The following is a 17,290-nucleotide window of genomic DNA, read 5'->3' on the forward strand; positions in this document are numbered from 1 at the left end:
GCCGTCGTCCGCTTCTTTGCTGCGTACGCCTCAGCGGACGCGGTGTCCTTCGGCGTCCTCGTGCGTGTAGTACCAGTAGAAGAACGCCGTGACGGTGACCGCGGAGACCGCCAGTGCCATGCCCGCGGACCTGAGGACCGAGCCGCCGCCCATGTTGTACATGAACCCGAACGCGCAGCCGATGAACGCCGTCCACGCCAGTGCGTGCACCTCCCGCTTCAGCCGCGGGGCCACGAACAGCAGGCCCATGCACACCACCGCGAACACGAGTGCGCTGATGAACCCGAGCAGCAGGTTCCCGCCGGTGATGGGGCCGCCGGCACGGTGGTTGGCCGCCACCCAGTAGCCGTAGAGCAGTCCCAGTGCGACCGGCACGGTCACCCGGGCGATCGCGTGGGTGCGCTCGTCGAAGATGTCCGGCGATCGGGCTCCGCCGGGCGCGGGTGCCGTTGTCCCGCGGGGTGCGGGTGCCGCTTGAGCCATGAGAGCACTCCTCTCTCCTCGCCCCCGCCTTCCAGGGCACACCTGGGTGCACGGCCCGGCAACTCGGCCAGGACGGGAGCCCGGATGCGGGCGGTACCGTCCCGTGCTTGGCTGAGGACATGGAGGGCCTGGTTGGCGCGCCCGACGACGAGGTCCTGCCGCAGCGCCGGCTGCCGCGCGTGAGGGGCCGCGGTGTCGCCTGGGCGCCACTGCTGCTGCTCGCCGGGGTCACGGTGCTCGACCTCTTCACCAGCGAGCGGTTCCGGTTCATCTCCTGGGCCGTCCTCGTGCCCGGCACGGCCGCCGCGATCTGCGGGGTGTGGACGACCGCCGCGTACGCGGTGCTGGCGACGGTGGCCTACTTCGTGGTGGACACCGTCTCGCCCGACCGGTACCACGCAGGGCTGCCCGACTTCCTCCTGGTCGCCCTCGGCGGCGTCCTCGCCACCTTCGCCTGCGCGGTCCGGATCCGCGACCAGCAGCGGATGCTGCACATGCGGGACATCGTCGAGACCACCCGCCGTACGGTGCTGCGCCTGCTGCCGCCGGTGTGGGCGGGCCTGGAGCACGCGGCCGTCTATCTCTCCGCCGACACCGAAGCCCGGGTCGGCGGCGACTTCTACGACATCCAGCCCAGCCCGCACGGCACCCGCGTGCTCATCGGTGACGTGCAGGGCAAGGGGCTCGGCGCGGTGGAGACGGCCGCCGCGCTGCTCGGCACCTTCCGGGAGGCCGGCTACCACGAGGCGGACCTGGCGACCGTCGCCGAGCGGCTCGAAGTGCGGATGCTGCGGCACCGGTTGCACAGCGCTGCGCTCGGGCGCGACGACGGGGACCGGTTCGCCACGGCCGTCCTGATCGGCTTTCCCCGGCGGTGGGAGGGTGAAGGTGCCGAGTCGGTCGTCGAAGTCGTCAACTTCGGGCACGAACCGCCGCTCGCGGTCGGGCCGTACGGCGTCCGTGTGCTGCCCGCCGGCGGCGGGCTGCCGCTCGGCCTCTGTGACCTGGTGGGCGGGCTGCCGCCCGTGCACCGGGTGCCGCTGGCCGCCGAGGAGACCCTGCTCCTGGTCACCGACGGGGTGACCGAGGCGCGCAACGGGCCCGGCGAGTTCTACCCGTTGGCCCGGGAGGTGGCCTGCGCGATCCGCGCCGACCCGCGGCGGGCCGAACCCCGGCGGCTGGTACGGCGGGTGCGCGACGGCGTGCTGCGGCACAGCGGGGGGCGGCTGGAGGACGACACCACGGTCTTCGCGGTCCGCCGGGCACGCGGCGGGGTGGGCGAAGGGCCCGAAGGGGGACGTTTGCAGTCCTGAGGCGCCGGTTTGCAGCAGCAGCGGCTACGGTGCTGAGTGGAGATCGATGGGGGAGGGACGATGCCTGGAACCGTGCTGCTGCTCGCGGCCTCGCCGCTGGGCCGAGGACGCCTGGTGGACGCGGCCGGTGTGCTGCCGGTCCTGGCCGCCGTAGCCCCCGCCGTGCTGGCCGGCACCGACACCGCGAACGTGGTCGAACTCGCCGACCCGCTGGAGCCGCAGGCCGTCCTCACCCGGCTGCGCGCCGCCGCGGCGGCCCCCGGGCCGCTCACCCTGTACATCGCGGGCCAGCTGCAACTGGACCGCCGTCAGCGGCTGCCGCATCTGGCGCTGGCCCGTACGACCCCGGCGACCGTCCGCTACACCGCGCTGCCCTGGCACTGGATCCGGGAGGAACTGCGGCTGCGTTCCGCCGCGGACACCGCGCTGATCGTCGACCTGCACGCGGACGCGGAGACCTGGCAGTACCTGGCCGGGCGCCCGCTCGACTCCGGGCGCAACGCGGCGGTGTACGGCCGTGTGGTGCCTCCGGCGGCGGGGCGGAAGGGGCTCGGGGAGCCGGCGTACATGAAGGCGGTGGCGACCCTGCTGCGCAGCGGGCACCGGCCGTCCCTCGCGCAGCTGCACGAGCAGGCGCTGGCGCGGATCGCGGAATCGAGTGCGGGTCGTGATCTGCTGCTGACCGTCCCTGGGGGCTCCGTCCCTCGACCCCCGTTCACCCCGCCGCCCGGGTCGGTCGCCGACCCCCACGCCGCCATCAGCGCCGCGGTCCGGGCCGGCCGGCACCCCGAGGCCGACGCCCTGGCCGCCCAGCACGAAGCTGCTGCCGTCCGTTCCCATGGCCCCGCCTCCGAGGAGGCCCTGCACTGGGCCGAAGTCCGGGCGGACCTCGCGATGTTCGCCGGGGACGCCGTACGCAGCTGCCAGACCTGGCTCGCGCTCGCCGGGGTCCGGCTGGCGGCGGGCCAGGCGGTGGACGCGCCCGCCGTGGAGGCGGCCGTGGACCGGGCCCACCACCAGTGGGGCCGGATCGACGACCCTGCCCGTGCCCGTGAACTGGGCCCGGCCCTGGCGGAGTTGCGCCTACGCGTGCCTGGCCGGCGGAACGGAGCGCTGGAGAACGTACGGCAGCAGCTGCGCGAACTCCAGGCCGCTCCCTAGGGCCCCCGGGTCAGGCCTGGGCCAGCAGTGCCAGTGCCCCGGAGACCAGCGTGCGGACGCCGGGGGCGACCGTGGACAGGTCGGGGGCGAAGTGCGGGCTGTGGTTGCTCGGTACGGCCGCGAACTTCTCCGGGAAGCCGGCGCCGGGGGCCTGTTCCCACACCTCGGCGGGGGTGGTCGTCACGAACCAGTACGAGTACGGGATGGCGCCGTCGAGCGCGAGCTGCGGGAAGTCCTCGCTGCCCATCGCCGGGCCCGGGTCGAACACCGTGCCCGCGCCGAAGACCTCGCCGTGCACCGCGGCCACCGTGGCGTCGGTGCCCGCGTCGTTGACGGTCACCGGGAACGTGTTGCCGATCGTCACCTCGGGCTCGCGCGGGCAGCCCGCGGCCAGGCACTCGCCCTGCGCGACGCGCCGGATCGCGGCCAGCATGCGCTTTCGCACCTCCTCCGACTGCGTGCGCAGGTTCAGCGCGATGCGCGCCTCGGACGGGATGATGTTGTGCCGGGTGCCCGCCTCGATCCGGCCCACGGTGAGCACGACGGACTCGTTCGCGGCCACCTCCCGGGAGACGATCGTCTGCAGCCGCGTCACCAGGTAGGCGGCGGTCACTACCGGGTCCACGGTCGACTCCGGCCGGGAACCGTGCCCGCCCCGCCCGTGCACCACGATGTCCACGTCCGTCGCCGCCGACATGATCAGGCCGGGTGCGTGCGGGTACAGGCCCGCCGGTCCGGGGGCCGCGTGCTGGCCGAGCAGTGCGTCGGGGCGGCCGAAGCGCTCGTACAGTCCGTCGGCGACCATCCGGGCCGCGCCCTGCCCGGTCTCCTCGGCGGGCTGGCCCACGACCAGCAGGGTGCCGGCCCAGGTCTCCCGCCCCTCGGCCAGTGCCCGCGCGGCCCCCGCCAGCCAGGTGACGTGCAGATCGTGCCCGCAGGCGTGCATCACCCCGTCCGCGCCGGAGGCGTACGGCAGCCCGGTCTCCTCCCTGACCGGCAGCGCGTCCATGTCGGCGCGCAGCAGCACGGTCGGCCCGTCCCCGTTGCGCAGCCGCCCCACCACCCCGGTGCCGCCGACGCCCTCGGCGGTCTCGAACCCGGCGTCCTTGAGGCGCCCGGCGAGCCTCGCGGCGGTGCGGTGCTCGCGCAGGGACAGTTCGGGGTGGCGGTGCAGATCGCGGTAGAAGTCCTCCAGGTCCCGGGCCGGGAGGGCGGCGGTGAGGTCCAGCGCGGTACGTGCGGCTGCAGAGGTCACGCAGTCAGGGTAGGGGTGCGGCTCGCCGGCTCACCAGGAGAAGTACGGCTCACCAGGTGAAGCCCTTCTGGACGTCCATGCAGGCGTCCGTCTTGTCGCCGGGCAGGACGGCCGCCGAGTCGGGGGCCTTCGTCGGCTTCTTCGCGGCCTGGTAGGCGGTGCCGGTGCGCCAGTCGGAACCCACGACGAGCGTGACTCCCGAGACGTCCGTCGACTGGCGTACCTGGCCCAGCGGCACCCCGAGCGCCTTGGCCAGGGACTGGGCGTCGCCCTCCAGGTCGGCGCTGGGGTAGAGGATCGTCGTCTTGGCCTCGGCGGCCGGAGTGGTGTCCACCAGCGCCCGGGTGAAGCCCTTCTGCAGCAGGACCTGCTGGACCGCGCCGGCCCGCTGGAACGCGGGGGCCTGGCCGTCGGCACCGGTGCCGTTGCGGACCTGGACGGCCAGCTCCCCGGCCGGGGCCGCCGGGTCCTTGGACGTCGGCTCGGTCTTCTCGTCGCTCTTCTGCTTGGCGCCGCGGCCGTCCAGCGGGGTGTCGTCGCGGACCATGGAGATGAGATCGTCGGCGTCCCCGGGCTTCGGCACGCGCCGGTCGGTGTCCTGCGACCACTCCACAACGGGCAGCGTCGTCATCGTGATCCGCTTGGAGGGGACCTCCTTCAGCTGCCCGGCGAGGTCGTACAGCTTCTTGACGGTGCCGAGGCCCGGGTCCACGGTCAGCGCACTCGTCGCGGCCTCCGCCAGCTTGCGCATCTCGTCGGGGTTGGTCAGCTTCGCGTCCTTGCGCAGCTGGCGGACCATCGAGGTCATGTACATGTGCTGGGCGTGGGTGCGGCCGATGTCGGTGCCGTCCTCGAAGCCGTAGCGGGTGCGCAGCCACTGGAGGGCCTGCTTGCCCTTGACCGGGGTGGTGCCCGCCGGCAGCTTCAGGCCCGAGCCGTGCCCGTCCGGGGTGTGCGACCACACGTTCTGCTTGACGCAGACCGGGACGCCGCCGATGGCGTCGGCCATGTCCACGACCCCGGAGAAGTCGACCATCATGAAGTGGTCGATGTGGATTTTGGTGAGCTTCTCCCAGGTGGAGACCGTGCAGCCCGGTCCGCCGCGGCCCAGGGACTCGTTGGCCATCGACAGGGAGAGCGGCTCGTACTTCTTGCCGGTGTCGGGGTCGGTGCACCTGGGGATCGGGATCATCGTGTCGCGCGGGAGGCTGACCACGGACATGTTGCTGCGGTCGGCCGAGACGTGCACCAGCATCTGCACGTCGGCGAGCGGGGGGCGGCCCACGTCGCCCTTGGAGCCGCCGAGTGCGAGGTCCTTCGCGGTGTTCCGGCTGTCCGAGCCGATCATCAGGATGTTCAGCGGGGTCTGGCCGTCGGCGTTCGGGGTGGCCTCGGGGGCGGCGTAGTCGCCGATGTTCAGCTTCTTCTTCTTGATGTTGTCGTTGAGGTGCTGGTAGTAGAGGTAGCCCGCTCCCGCGGTGCCGAGTATCAGGACCGTCATGGTCAGCGCCGACCAGCGCAGTATGCGCATGCCCCGGCGGGCCGCCGGCCGCCGCTTGCCTCCGCTTCGGCGCCCGCCGTGCCGACCCTGTCCGGTGGCCCGGGTGCCGTCGCTGCCTGCCTCGCCCTCGGCGTCGTACGCCGTGTCCGCGCTCTCCCCGTCGGGAGTGCCGGCGTGCCGGGCGCGCGGCGGAGCCCCTTCGCCGTGCAGGCTGCTTCGCGTCATACCCGTGCCCTTCCCACCTTCATGAGGCACAGGTGGCCTCGCCCGTCGTCTCGTCCCCGGGAGCCTCTGGTGAGAGTTTCCCGGGGTCAGCCCGCTGATCGGTGCGATCACCGCGCCGGGGTTACCGGATCGCTCAGACTAACCACGGGGCGCCACGCCGGGCGACAGCGGTGTGAGATACGTAACTCCCGTACAACCGTGGGGTTTGCCCAGTTTCTGGTGAATTGCGGCCATGGTTTGGAGCGGGCTTTACCCGCGGGATGTTTCGCCGCCGGATTCCCGCGGCACGGATTTCTGTCGCCGAAGTCCGGTCGCACTGGCGGGAGTTGGTCGTCCGGAGCTGTCCTGGCCCGCCCGGCGGGCCGCGGCTACGGGTGCCCCGCGTACCGGACGGCCGCCGGTGCCGGGGTGTGGTCCGCCGCCCGGGCCGGGCCGGCGTTCGCCGCCGCGACCAGGGCGACGACGGCGATCACGGCCGCGGCCACGCCCCGGGCGGTGGAGGCGCCCCCGCAGGCGCGGAGCCGGGGGTGGGGGAGCCGGCAGTCAGGGAGTGCGGTGGGGCGTCCGTCGGGTGCGGATGTACGTCCGTGCACGGCGACCTCGCTACAACAGCGGCCTGTTAAGCATGCTTAATCCGCCGTTTAACCTAGGGGCTGCCTGAGTCGAACGGCAAGGGGCACAAAGGGAGTTGGGGGCGAACGTCGATGCGGGAACGAGACGATCCGGGGGTCATAGGGCGGCGCGTGCAGCAGCTGCGCACCCGACATGGCCTGACACAAAGGCAGTTGGCGGAGCCTGCCTATACGCCCGCCTACATCTCCACCGTGGAGGCGGGCCGGGTGCGGGCCTCGGACGAGGCGCTCCGGCACATCGCGAGCCGTCTCGGAGTGACTTTCGAGGAGCTGACCGTGGGCCGCCCGGCCCACCTGGCCACCGACCTCCGGCTGCGGCTCACCGAGGCGCAGCGCACCCTCGCCGACGGCAGGGCCGAGGAGGCCGCCGTGCAGTACGCCGTCCTGCTCGCCGAGGCGGAGACCCACGGGCTCGCCGCCGAGCAGACCGCCGCGCTGCTCGGGCTCGGCGAATGCACCCTGGAAACGGGCGAGTTGGGCAGGGCGCGGGAGTGCTTCGAGCGGGCCGAGGAGCAGCTGGCCGGCCAGTCCCTGCCGGTGCGCGTGCCCGCCGTACGCGGCCGGGCGGTCTCCCACTACCTCGCCGGTGAGCTCCGGTACGCCGTCTACCTGCTGGAAACCACCCTCGACGAACTGAACCGCGGCGGCCTGCACGACCCCGACGCGCTGCTCCTCCTCTACGCCAGCGTCATCGGCCCCTACATGGACATGGGCGCGCACGCCCGCGCCGCCCAGGCCGCCGAGTTCGCCCTGGCGCTCGCCCCGCGGGCCGCCGACCCCGCGCTGATCGCCCGGATGCACCGCGCGGTGGCCCGCACCCTGCTCGCCGAGGGCCGGCTCGCTGAGGCCGACGCCTCCCTCGCCAAGGCCGCCGAGCTCTACCGCCAGCTGCGGCTCCGTACCGAGCTGGCCAACTGCCACTGGATGCGCGGCTACGTGTACGCCCAGCACGGCGAACTGGAGCGCGCCGAAACCGAGTTGCGGCAGGCCCTCGCCATGCTCTCGGAGTCCCACGCCGCCCTCTACCGCAGCCAGGCCGCGGTGGAACTGGCCGACGTCCTGCACCGCCGGGGCAAGTCCGCGGAGGCCGCCGGACTCCTCTCCGGCGTCCTCGGCGACTTCTCCTCCGAGCGCGGCGCCGTCCACGCCGCCGCGGCCCACCGCCTGCTCGGCATCATCGCCGAGGACACCCGGGACACCGAGGCCGCCGAGGAGCACTACGTCCGCGCCCTCAGCCTCCTGGAACGTGCCGGGGCCGCGGGTGACCTCGCCGACCTGTGCCGCCTCCTCGGCGACCTGCTGCGCCGTACGGGCCGCGTGGAGGCGGCCCTGGACGCCTACCGCACCGGCCTGGGCCACCGCACCGCCCCCGGCACGACCACCCTGGGCCCGGCCCCGGCACAGCCTCCGCTGTGAGGGGTCAGCCCCAGCCGGGCACCGGCGGCTGCGGCCACGCCGGCGGGCCCGGCAGCGGAAGGTCCGACCGGAGGGGGGTGTCCGGCCCGCGGCCGGTGAGCCAGGCGAGGAGTGCGTGGCCGGGGCCGGTGGCCGTGGGGCCGGCCGGGGCGAGGGTCCAGGCGCGGCCGAGGTCGGTCGCCTCGATGCGGGCCACGGGGAAGCCCCGTGCGGTCAGGGCGGCGACGGTCTCGTCGAGGGCCCAGGTGACGTAGTCGGCGGGCCAGTCGGCGGCGGTGTGGCCGAGGTCCAGGTCGACGTGGTGGGTCTCCAGCTCGCGCCGGGCCCGGTGGAGGGTGTACCAGGCGGGGTGCCGCCAGCCCGCGAGGGCGGAGACCAACGTGGGCCAGCGCTCGGCGGGCATGGCCGCCGCCGCGTCGAGCAGCCCGTCCAGGCTGCGGCGCAGGTCCGCGACGAGGTCGGCCGCGTCCCGCCCGGCGCCTTCGCGCAGCGCCCGCTCCAGGGCGGCGGCGTCGGCCCGCAGCCCGGGCGCGGTGCCGGTGCGGGCCAGGGCCAGCAGCCACCGGTAGACGTCGGCGCTGCGGGCGAGGTGGGTGAGGACCTGACCGCGGCTCCAGCCGGGGAGCGCGGAAGGTTCGCGGGCCGTCAGGTCGGTCAGCGCGTGGAGGCTGTCGCCGAGGCGCGCGGCGGAGGCGCGTACGGCGTCGAGGAGTTGGGCGATGCCGTCGCGGTCGGGATCGGTCGTGTCGGTCACGGGCGGGCACTCTACGGCCCGCCGCTCTACAGCCGGTCGGTCAGCAGGTGGCCGACGGCCGCGACGCCCTCGGTGATCGCCCGCTCGCCGACGTTGCCGAAGCCCAGGACGAGTTGCGCGGGCGAGGAAGCGCGCGCGGCGCGGCAGGCGCTCATGCCGTAGAGGCCGACGGACCGGGCCCGGGCGGAGGTGACGACGTGGTGTTCGTCGGCGCCCGCGAGCAGGTGGGCGACGGCGTGGAAGCCGGCGGCGAGGCCGGTGACCGGCAGCCCGGGGGCATGTTCGGCGAGCGCGGCGAGCAGGGTGGTGCGGCGGGCCGCGTAGGTGGCGCGCATGCGGCGCAGGTGGCGGTCGAAGCGGCCGGACTCGATCAGCCGGGCCAGGGCGAGCTGGTCGAGCGTAGGGGTGCCGCGGTCGCTGCGGTGCTTGTGTTCGGTGAGCGGTTCCGCGAGCGCCGGAGGGCAGACCATCCAGCCGATGCGCAGGGCGGGGGCGAGGGATTTGCTCACCGTGCCCAGCGAGACGACCCGGTCGGGGGCCAGGCCCTGGAGCGCGCCGACCGGTTCGCGGTCGTAGCGGAACTCGGCGTCGTAGTCGTCCTCGATGACGAACGCGTCGCGCTCCCTGGCCCACTCGATCAGGGCCAGCCGGCGTTCCGGGGCGAGGGCGACGCCGGTCGGCCACTGGTGGGCCGGGGTGACCACGACGGCGCGGGCGTCGGTCGCGGCCAGGGCGCGTACGTCGATGCCGTGCGCGTCGACCGGTACGGGAACCGCCCGCAGCCCCGCTGCCGCCGCGGCGGCGCCGACGGTACCGGGTGAGCCGGGGTCCTCGTGGGCGACGGTCCGTACGCCGCCGTCCGCGAGGACGCGGAGGGCGAGGCCGAGCCCCTGGGCATAGCCGTTGCAGACGACGAGGTGCTCCGGGCCGGCCGCCGCGGCGCGCACCCGCCGCAGGTACCCGGCCAGCACCTCGCGCAGGACCGCGCCGCCGCGCGGGTCGCCGTAGTCGAACTCCGCGGTGGGCATGGCGCGGGCCGCCTCGCGCGTGGCCCAGAGCCAGTCCTGGACCGGGAAGGAACCCAGGTCCGGTACGCCCCAGCGGAAGTCGGCCAGCAGGCGCGGGGCCGCGGTGCGTGGCGGTACGGCGCCGGGTGGTGCCGCGGCGCCGGCGGCCACGCGGGTGGCGGAGCCGGGGCGGGTCACCAGGTAGCCCTCGGCGAGGAGCTGGGCGTAGCACTCCTGCACCAGGCCGCGCGAGAGGCCGAGCGTGCGGGCGAGTTCCCGGGAGGACGGCAGCCGCTCGCCGACCCGCAGACGGCCGGTGCGGATCGCGTCACGCAGCCCGTGCTCCAGCTGCGCGCGCAGCGGCCGGCCGCTGGTCCGGTCGACGGCCAGCAGCAGCTCGGGCGGAGAACTGGACCACTCCAGCGGCATGGAACCGGAGCTTACCGGCGAGCCGGACGCCCGCTTAGCGTCCTGCCGTGACCAGACCGCCGGAGTCCGCCTCCCTGCCGACCGTTCCCCAACCACCCCTGCTCACCCGCCCGTTGCTGCTGCGCTTCGTGTCCATCCTGGGCACCTCGACCAGCTTCAACCTGCTGCTGTCGGTCGTCCCCGGCTACGCCACGACCGGCGGCGGGGGCGGCTGGGCGGCCGGGCTGGCCACCGGCGCGCTGATGCTGGCGACGGTGGTGGGCGAACTGGCGACGCCCGCCCTGGTCGACCGCTGGGGCTACCGCGCCGTGCTGGCCGTCGGCCTGGGGCTGATGGGTGTGCCGGCGCTGGCCCTGCCGTTCTCCCGGAACCTGTGGTGGATCGTCGCGGTCTGCCTGCTGCGCGGACTGGGTTTCGCCTTCAACGTGGTCGCGGGCGGTGCGCTGACGGCGTCGCTCATCCCGGCCGAACGGCGTGGCGAGGGGCTGGCGTTGGTCGGCGTCGTGGGCGGGGTGCCCTCGCTCGTCGCGCTGCCGCTGGGGGTGTGGCTGGCCGCGCACGCGGGCTACGGGGCGGTCTTCACGGCCGCGGCCGTGGCCGCGCTCGCCGCGCTCCTCGTGGTGCCTGCCATGCCCGACCGGATCAGCGCGTCGGGGCGGCCCGTGGGCGTCACCGAAGGGCTGCGCACGGCCGGACTGCGGCGCCCTGCCGTGGTGTTCGCGGTCACGGCCGTCGCCGGGGGGATCGTCGTCACCTTCCTGCCGCTTGCCGTCCCCGCCTCGGCCACGGGCCTGGTCGCCGTGGCGCTGTTCGCCCAGACCGCGGCGGCCACGCTGGCCCGCTGGATCGCCGGGCGGTACGGGGACCGGCACGGCCCCGCCCGCCTCGTGCTGCCGGGCCTGCTGCTGTCGGCCGCCGGCACGCTGCTGACGGCGCTGACCGGGAGCGCGGTGGCCGTCGTCGCCGGGGTCGGTGTGTTCGGCTTCGGCTTCGGCATCGCCCAGAACGCCACGCTGACGCTGATGTTCGCGCGCGTGCCCGCCGCGGGCTACGGCGCCGTCAGCGCGCTGTGGAACTTCGCCTACGACGCCGGTATGGGCGCCGGCGCGGTCGCCTTCGGCTGGCTCGCGGCCGGGACCGGCTACCCCTGGGCCTTCGCCCTGACCGGTGCCGCGATGCTGACCGCGCTGGCCCCGGCCCGGCGCGACCGGCGCGCCGCGACCAGGCTCCTCACACCTGCGCACGCCCCTGTTTCCGTATGTCCGCCAGGCGCAGGGCGCCGATCTGGACGGCGGCCTGGGTCGCGTCGTTGGGGACGTCGCCCAGGCCGCCGTTGGTGAGGGCGAAGGCGTCCTGGCCGACCCGGACGGCGGCCACGTCCAGGGTGAGGACGGACTGGTCGCCGTCCTGTGTCGTCGAGGCGAGGGTGACGTGCAGGCCCTGGCGTGCGTTGCCGGCCTTCGGCAGCGGGGCGTCGGTGACCTGGACGTCCTCGACGTCGCCGCCCTGCGTGGTGGCCGTGAAGCGGGCGCACTTGGCCGGCATGGTCTTCAGCCAGCCCAGCATGGCGTCGACGTCCGACGGGCGGCGCGCGCCGATCTGGTAGCGGAGCTGGGCGTTGGTGTCGGCGTTGTCCAGGCCGACAGCCGCCTGGGGCGGGCCGCCGAGGAGTTCGTCGGTGTAGAGCGCGTCGAGCAGCCGCTGGCACTCGCCCGCCGTGGTGGTCGCCTTCAGCAGCCCGTCCCGCCAGACGGCCGCGCCGCGCGTCGCCGACCAGGGGGCGCCCAGGTCGGCCTCGGTGAGGAGTGCGGCCTGCGCCTGGGCGTCGGTGAGGCCGGAGCCGCCCGCGCGGGCCGACCCGTTGGGCCCGGGCGAGGCCCGGTCGATGGTCGGCAGGGGCTGCGGGGCGGTCGACGGGTGCCCGAGGGCCAGGGCGGCGCAGGCGCCCAGGGCGAGGAGGCCGGTGGCGGTGAGAGCGAGATGGAGGCGGACACGGCCCCGCGGGCTGGGGGGACGTATGCCTGAGGGGCGTATGCCAGGGGGGCGTAGGGGGGCGGTCATCGGGGTGCCTCCTGGGCGGGCCGGGGCAGTGGGGTGCCTGCCGACGGGCGTGCGGGGTGCCTTCTCTCACGGCACCACCGGGCACGGGCGGTCACCAGCGGTCCGGTCCGTATGGGTGAGGGGGGCGGTGGCCCGGGGGCGCGGTCGGGGGCTGCGGAAAATGCCTCGCCCTGCCGGTTCGGGCCCTGTTACGGTCGCCGTATGCAGCGCGCCCAGCAGTTCCTGTCGAGCACGACGACGCCGGAGACCGTCCCGGCGCGCTGACACCTGACCTGTCCGAAGCCCCGGGGCGAGTGCCCCGGGGCTTCGGCGTTCGCGCACCCGGTTCCTCGCCCCGCAGGCGCCGTCCCGCGAGGAGCCCGCGATGAACGACCGCCGGCCGAACGACCTGCCCGACCACCGCCGCCTCGGCCGCGAGCTGGACCTGTTCGACACCGACCCGCTGATGGGCGCCGGGCTGCCGTACTGGCTGCCGGACGGAGCCGTCGTACGGCACACCCTGGAGGAGTACATCCGGGAGGCGGAACGCGCGGCCGGGTACCGGCACGTGTACTCGCCCGCGCTCGGCAAACGCGAGCTGTACGAGCTCTCCGGGCACTGGGACCACTACAGCGAGGACATGTTCCCGCCCATGCGGCCGGGCGCGGAGGGCGCTGAGGGCTCTGCGGAGGTCGTCCTGCGCCCCAGCCTCTGCCCCCACCACGCCCTGATCTACCGCTCCCGCTCTCACAGCTACCGCGAACTACCCCTGCGGATCGCCGAGTTGGGCACCATGTACCGGGCCGAGCTGTCCGGTGTCCTCGGCGGCCTGACCCGCGTACGGGCCATCCAGCTCAACGACGCGCACATCTTCTGCACCCTGGAGCAGGCCGTCGAGGAGGCCCGGGGCGCCCTGGAGCTGATCGCCCGCGCCTACGCCGACCTCGGCATCCGCGCCGTACGCCACCGCCTGTCGCTGCCCGGCGAGGGCGGCAAGTACGTCGCCGACCCGGAGCTGTGGCAGCGGGCCACCGCGCTGCTGAAGGAGGTGCTGGCGGAGTCGGGCGTCGACTACGAGGAGGCGGCGGGCGAGGCCGCCTTCTACGGCCCCAAGATCGATGTCCAGATCGCGGACCCGGCCGGCCGCGAGTCCACCCTGTCCACCGTGCAGATCGACTTCCACCAGCCCGCCCGCTTCGACCTGCACTACATCGGCGCCGACGGCGCCAGGCACCGCCCGGTGATGGTGCACCGCAGCATCATCGGCAGCGTCGAGCGGGCCGTCGCCCACCTCATCGAGGCGCACAACGGCGCCTTCCCGGCGTGGCTGGCCCCCGTGCAGCTGGCGGTGCTGCCGGTGGCGGAGGAGCAGGTGGAGCGGGCGGCGGCGGTGGTGCGCGAGGCCCGCGCGCTGGGCCTGCGGGCCGAGCCGGCCGCCCCCGAGCAGGGCACCCTGGGCGCCAGGATCCGCGCGGCGCGCCTGGTGCCGTACCAGGCGGTGATCGGCGAGCGGGAGGCCGCGGCGGGCCTCGCGGCCGTACGCCTGAGGGACGGCCGGCGCCCCGGCGAGCTGCAGGTGCCGGAGCTGCTGCGCCGGATCGGCGCACGGGTGGCGGCACGCGGCACCGAACTCTGGGACTGACGGCGTGACGGCGTGACGGGCTGACCGGCGGTCACGGACCGCGGAACTGATCTACTGTCGGAACGACAGAAGGAGCCCGCCGTGACCGGTCAGCCCATCCCCGTGATCATCGACTGCGACACCGGCGTCGACGACGCCCTGGCCCTGCTGTTCGCCGTACGCCACCCGGGGCTGGACCTCCGGGCGGTGACCTGCGTCGCCGGGAACACGGACGTCGACGGGGTGGTCCGCAACACCCTGACCGTGCTGGAGCAGGCGGGCGCCCCCGGCATCCCGGTGGCGCGGGGCGCCGGACGCCCGCTGATCGAGCCCGCCCGCTCGGCCCGGCACGTGCACGGCGAGGACGGCATGGGCGACCTCGGCCTGCCCGCGCCGAAGCGGGCTCCGGCCGACGTGGACGCCGTCACCCTCCTGCGCCGCGAGATCCTCGCCTCCCCGCGCCCGGTCACCCTCGTCCCCACCGCGCCCCTGACGAACATCGCCCTCCTCCTGCGCAGCCACCCGGAGGTGACCCGGAACATCGAGCGGATCGTGTTCATGGGCGGGGCCGTGGCCACCGGAAACGCCACGCCCGTCGCCGAGTTCAACGTCTGGCACGACCCGGAGGCGGCGGCCATCCTGCTCACGGCGGGGGTGCCGATCACCATGTACGGCCTCGACGTCTTCACCCGGGTCGTCGTACCGGGCACGGAGGTACGGCGGTTGAAGGCGAGCCAGGAACCGGGCGCCCGGCTGGCCGGCGAACTGCTCGCCCACCGCCCCGCCGCGCCCGAACCCGACGGCGACGACCCGGCGGGCGGACTCGGCGACGCGGGCGCGGTGTGCGCGGTCGCCGACCCGGCCGGCCTCACCACCCGCCTCCTCCCGGTCGTGGTCTCCCTCGCCCCCGGCCCGGCCCGCGGCCAGACGATCGTCGACCGCCGCCCGCGCCCCGGCGAGTCCGAGATCCACGAGGGCGCTCGCGAACAGGCCCTGGTGGACGTGGCGTTGGACGTGGACGTGGAGCGGTACGTGAAGCTGTACCTGGAGACGGTGGTGCGTAACTAGGTACTGTGCGCGCCGACTTTGCCGTCGCCGACTACCCGGTGCTGTACCAGCCCTCTTGCATCCGAGGCAGCTTCGCGGAGCGCGGTCAACGGACCGTAGGGCTGGGGCTCGGCCCCGGGGACGTGGTGCCGGAGCCGCCGCTCTCGCCCGTGAGGGCGTTCAGGTCGACCGGGGTCGAGGTGGCGTTCGGGGGTGGGGTGAGGACCACCTGGGGCTGGCCCGGGGCGGGGGGCGGCGGGGTCAGGTCCGAGGACGGGAGCTTCGGCGGGGTCGTCTGCTGGAAGAGGGTTTGGTCGAAGTCGACCAGGCCCGTCTTCTCCATGACCTCCATGTGGTCCAGCACGGTGTCGTTGGCCTGCTCGGCCAGGGCGCGCACCAGGGAGTTCTTCGTGGTGGAGCGGATCTTCGCCACCGTGTTGAAGATCGAACCGTGCGTCATCCGCAGGATGTTGGCGAAGTCGGAGTCGAACTTCTTGCCCGTCTCCGACTTCAGTGTGCTGACGAAGCCCTGTTGCTGCGGGCTCGGCACGTTGGGGAGGGTGATGTTGAGGAGGGGCGCGATCTTGCGGCACGTGGTGTCCAGGGCCGCGTGGCCGTCGACCAGGTGCTGGCTCGCCGTGAGAACCGCCTTGGTGGTGCCCTGTTTCAGGCCCAGCTGCCCGACCGGGTACTCCCACAGGCCGGCCGCCCGCACCTTCACCACGAAGTCCCGGTCGCCCTCCGTGAGCGGCCCCCAGCGGGTGTCGGCGATGATGCGCGACTGCGAGGTGGAGACGTTGTTCAGCCCGAGCATGGTCGGGTAGGCGAGCGCCGTGAGCGTGAGGGTCAACGCACCGCCCACGAAGAGCGTTCCCGTCGCGTTCCGCGAAAAGCGCACCGTGTCTCCTGCCCGGTCGGGGGTCCCGCCCGCGGGCGGTTCGGACGCACAGCAGTACGGATGCGGCGGCGATACGTATCGAGGATCCGGGCAAAGAATTTCCCATCGGCTTCCCGGCGACTCTCGCACCGGGTTTCCCCGCTACGTCCCCGTCACCCCGGCGTCCGTTGGGGGAACCTCGACGTCCATGGGGGAATCCTCGACGTCCGTTGGGGGAACGTTGACTCCTTCCCGGGAGAGTCAAGGGGAAATCCAGTCCTAGATTCGCCGCATGTCCCCCACGCCACCCCCCAGGGGTCCCGCAGCGCTGCCCGTCCTGCCGTACCGCAAGCCCACCAAGGGCCGCGACTACTGGGTGCTGGACGACGTCCTGCCGGACGTCGACGCCGTACGCGAGCGCTGCCTGGCCAAGGACGACTGGGTCGAGGGGTACCCGTACACCTCCGAGACCTGGCCGGGACTGCGTGCCATGCCCGGCCTCGAACCCGGTGAACTCGCCGTGATCGAGAGGCTGGTGAAGAAGGCGACCGGGGCGAAGGAGCTGTGGGTGCAGCAGGCGCCCGGCGGCGGCACCCTCAACCACAACTGCGTCCAGGTGGTCGGCGAGGGCGAGAGCGAGCCGCGCCCGCACACCGACTCCCGCGCGCTGTGCCGGTACGCGGCCGTGCTCTACCTCAACCCGGGCGTCCCCAAGGACTGCGGCACCAGCTTCTACCGGCAGCACCTGCCCGGCGGCCGGCTCGGCGGCAACGTCGTCCAGGCCCCGCACAACAACCTCGTCGAGGCCCTCGGCACCCGCTTCGTCGCCCCGGACGCCTTCGAGGAGGACGTCCGCGTCCCGCACAAGTACAACCGGCTGCTCCTCTACAACGCCAACCTCGTGCACAGCGCCACCGGTTACTTCGGCAAGGCGCTGGAGGAGAAGCGCATGACGGCCGTGTTCTTCTGGATGGCCTGAGGGTCCAGTCGGCCTGCTCTGTACCACCGGCCTTCCCGTCACCCGTTCGGAGTACCTGCTGTGGTCCCCCGAGCGGGTGAGCCGGATCGTCGTACTGACGACCGACAGAGGCGGAGGTACGGCCATGACGCAGCAGACCCACCCGGCACCGGCGTCCCAGCACCACTGGGCCGCGGGAGGTGTCGTCTTCGCGGGGGTGCTGATGCTGGTGAACGGCGTCCTGCGGGTGCTCGAGGGCATATCCGCGCTCGCCGCCGACGACGTGTGGGCCCGGATCGGGAGCTACGTCTACAAGGTCAACCTGACCGGCTGGGGCTGGATCATCCTCATTCTGGGCGCCGTGGGCGTCATCGCCGGCGCGTTCGTGCTGAAGGGCGCCGCATGGGCCCGTGCGGTCGGCATCGTGCTCGCGTCCCTGAACATCATCGCCCAGTTCCTGTTCCTGCCCTACGCGCCCGTCTGGTCGTTCATCATGATCGCCGTCGACTTCTTCGTGATCTGGGCGCTCGCCACATACCGGCCGGAACTGCGGGAACAGGCTGCCTGACCC

At 73.9% G+C, this 17,290-nt stretch carries 16 protein-coding genes; 8 read left to right on the forward strand and 8 right to left on the reverse strand.

Annotation, left to right across the window (positions count from 1 at the left end; all coding sequences use genetic code 11):
* Positions 1-30: 30 nt before the first annotated feature.
* On the reverse strand, positions 31-483 hold the full coding sequence (locus tag ACWD3E_RS11435; protein ID WP_451387317.1) for a hypothetical protein: 453 nt from the start codon (positions 481-483) through the stop codon (positions 31-33).
* Between the two features lie 119 nt (positions 484-602).
* Here ACWD3E_RS11435 and ACWD3E_RS11440 point away from each other — a divergent pair, with 119 nt between their 5' ends.
* Positions 603-1,796 carry a PP2C family protein-serine/threonine phosphatase gene (locus ACWD3E_RS11440; RefSeq protein WP_451387655.1) on the forward strand — a complete coding sequence of 398 codons (1,194 nt, stop codon included), beginning with the start codon at positions 603-605 and terminating at the stop codon, positions 1,794-1,796.
* A 60-nt stretch (positions 1,797-1,856) separates the two neighbouring features.
* Positions 1,857-2,957 carry a hypothetical protein gene (locus ACWD3E_RS11445; protein ID WP_451387318.1) on the forward strand — a complete coding sequence of 367 codons (1,101 nt, stop codon included), beginning with the start codon at positions 1,857-1,859 and terminating at the stop codon, positions 2,955-2,957.
* A gap of 10 nt (positions 2,958-2,967) precedes the next feature.
* Here ACWD3E_RS11445 and ACWD3E_RS11450 read toward each other — a convergent pair whose 3' ends face one another.
* From ACWD3E_RS11450 to ACWD3E_RS11460, 3 genes are all read right to left on the reverse strand, one after another.
* Entirely contained in the window at positions 2,968-4,212 is a 1,245-nt protein-coding gene (locus tag ACWD3E_RS11450; RefSeq protein WP_451387319.1) for an amidohydrolase, read from the reverse strand.
* Positions 4,213-4,261: 49 nt separating this feature from the next.
* On the reverse strand, positions 4,262-5,938 hold the full coding sequence (locus ACWD3E_RS11455) for an LCP family protein (protein ID WP_451387320.1): 1,677 nt from the start codon (positions 5,936-5,938) through the stop codon (positions 4,262-4,264).
* A gap of 368 nt (positions 5,939-6,306) precedes the next feature.
* Positions 6,307-6,531 carry a hypothetical protein gene (locus ACWD3E_RS11460; protein WP_451387676.1) on the reverse strand — a complete coding sequence of 75 codons (225 nt, stop codon included), beginning with the start codon at positions 6,529-6,531 and terminating at the stop codon, positions 6,307-6,309.
* Between the two features lie 111 nt (positions 6,532-6,642).
* Between ACWD3E_RS11460 and ACWD3E_RS11465 the strand changes: the two genes are divergently transcribed.
* Positions 6,643-7,986: a helix-turn-helix domain-containing protein gene (locus ACWD3E_RS11465; RefSeq protein ID WP_451387321.1), complete on the forward strand. Its 1,344-nt coding sequence runs from the start codon at positions 6,643-6,645 to the stop codon at positions 7,984-7,986.
* Positions 7,987-7,990: 4 nt separating this feature from the next.
* On the opposite strand, the gene ACWD3E_RS11470 is transcribed toward ACWD3E_RS11465, so the two are convergent.
* Together ACWD3E_RS11470 and pdxR are read right to left on the reverse strand one after the other, a co-directional pair.
* Positions 7,991-8,740, reverse strand: a complete 750-nt coding sequence (locus tag ACWD3E_RS11470; protein WP_451387322.1) for a maleylpyruvate isomerase family mycothiol-dependent enzyme — start codon at positions 8,738-8,740, stop codon at positions 7,991-7,993.
* Between the two features lie 26 nt (positions 8,741-8,766).
* On the reverse strand, positions 8,767-10,176 hold the full coding sequence (gene pdxR / locus ACWD3E_RS11475; protein ID WP_451387323.1) for a MocR-like pyridoxine biosynthesis transcription factor PdxR: 1,410 nt from the start codon (positions 10,174-10,176) through the stop codon (positions 8,767-8,769).
* A 47-nt stretch (positions 10,177-10,223) separates the two neighbouring features.
* Here pdxR and ACWD3E_RS11480 point away from each other — a divergent pair, with 47 nt between their 5' ends.
* A complete protein-coding gene (locus tag ACWD3E_RS11480) occupies positions 10,224-11,516 on the forward strand; it encodes an MFS transporter (RefSeq protein ID WP_451387324.1) in 1,293 nt (430 codons plus the stop codon).
* Here ACWD3E_RS11480 and ACWD3E_RS11485 read toward each other — a convergent pair.
* Positions 11,407-12,237, reverse strand: coding sequence for a hypothetical protein (locus tag ACWD3E_RS11485; protein ID WP_451387325.1), 831 nt, complete (start codon positions 12,235-12,237; stop codon positions 11,407-11,409). The two genes, ACWD3E_RS11480 and ACWD3E_RS11485, sit on opposite strands and share 110 nt — an antisense overlap.
* A 364-nt stretch (positions 12,238-12,601) precedes the next feature.
* Between ACWD3E_RS11485 and thrS the strand changes: the two genes are divergently transcribed.
* Together thrS and ACWD3E_RS11495 are read left to right on the forward strand one after the other, a co-directional pair.
* A complete protein-coding gene (gene thrS / locus ACWD3E_RS11490) occupies positions 12,602-13,858 on the forward strand; it encodes a threonine--tRNA ligase (RefSeq protein WP_451387326.1) in 1,257 nt (418 codons plus the stop codon).
* A gap of 81 nt (positions 13,859-13,939) precedes the next feature.
* A complete protein-coding gene (locus ACWD3E_RS11495; RefSeq protein WP_451387327.1) occupies positions 13,940-14,905 on the forward strand; it encodes a nucleoside hydrolase in 966 nt (321 codons plus the stop codon).
* An 85-nt stretch (positions 14,906-14,990) separates the two neighbouring features.
* On the opposite strand, the gene ACWD3E_RS11500 is transcribed toward ACWD3E_RS11495, so the two are convergent.
* Positions 14,991-15,746, reverse strand: a complete 756-nt coding sequence (locus ACWD3E_RS11500; RefSeq protein ID WP_451387656.1) for a DUF4142 domain-containing protein — start codon at positions 15,744-15,746, stop codon at positions 14,991-14,993.
* Positions 15,747-16,053: 307 nt separating this feature from the next.
* Between ACWD3E_RS11500 and ACWD3E_RS11505 the strand changes: the two genes are divergently transcribed.
* Positions 16,054-16,740 carry a DUF6445 family protein gene (locus tag ACWD3E_RS11505; RefSeq protein WP_451387328.1) on the forward strand — a complete coding sequence of 229 codons (687 nt, stop codon included), beginning with the start codon at positions 16,054-16,056 and terminating at the stop codon, positions 16,738-16,740.
* A gap of 124 nt (positions 16,741-16,864) precedes the next feature.
* Positions 16,865-17,287 (forward strand): DUF7144 family membrane protein, encoded by a 423-nt coding sequence (locus tag ACWD3E_RS11510; RefSeq protein WP_451387329.1) that lies wholly within the window; start codon positions 16,865-16,867, stop codon positions 17,285-17,287.
* Positions 17,288-17,290 lie beyond the last annotated feature (3 nt).

The sequence above is a fragment of the Streptomyces sp. NPDC002676 genome, from assembly GCF_053592455.1.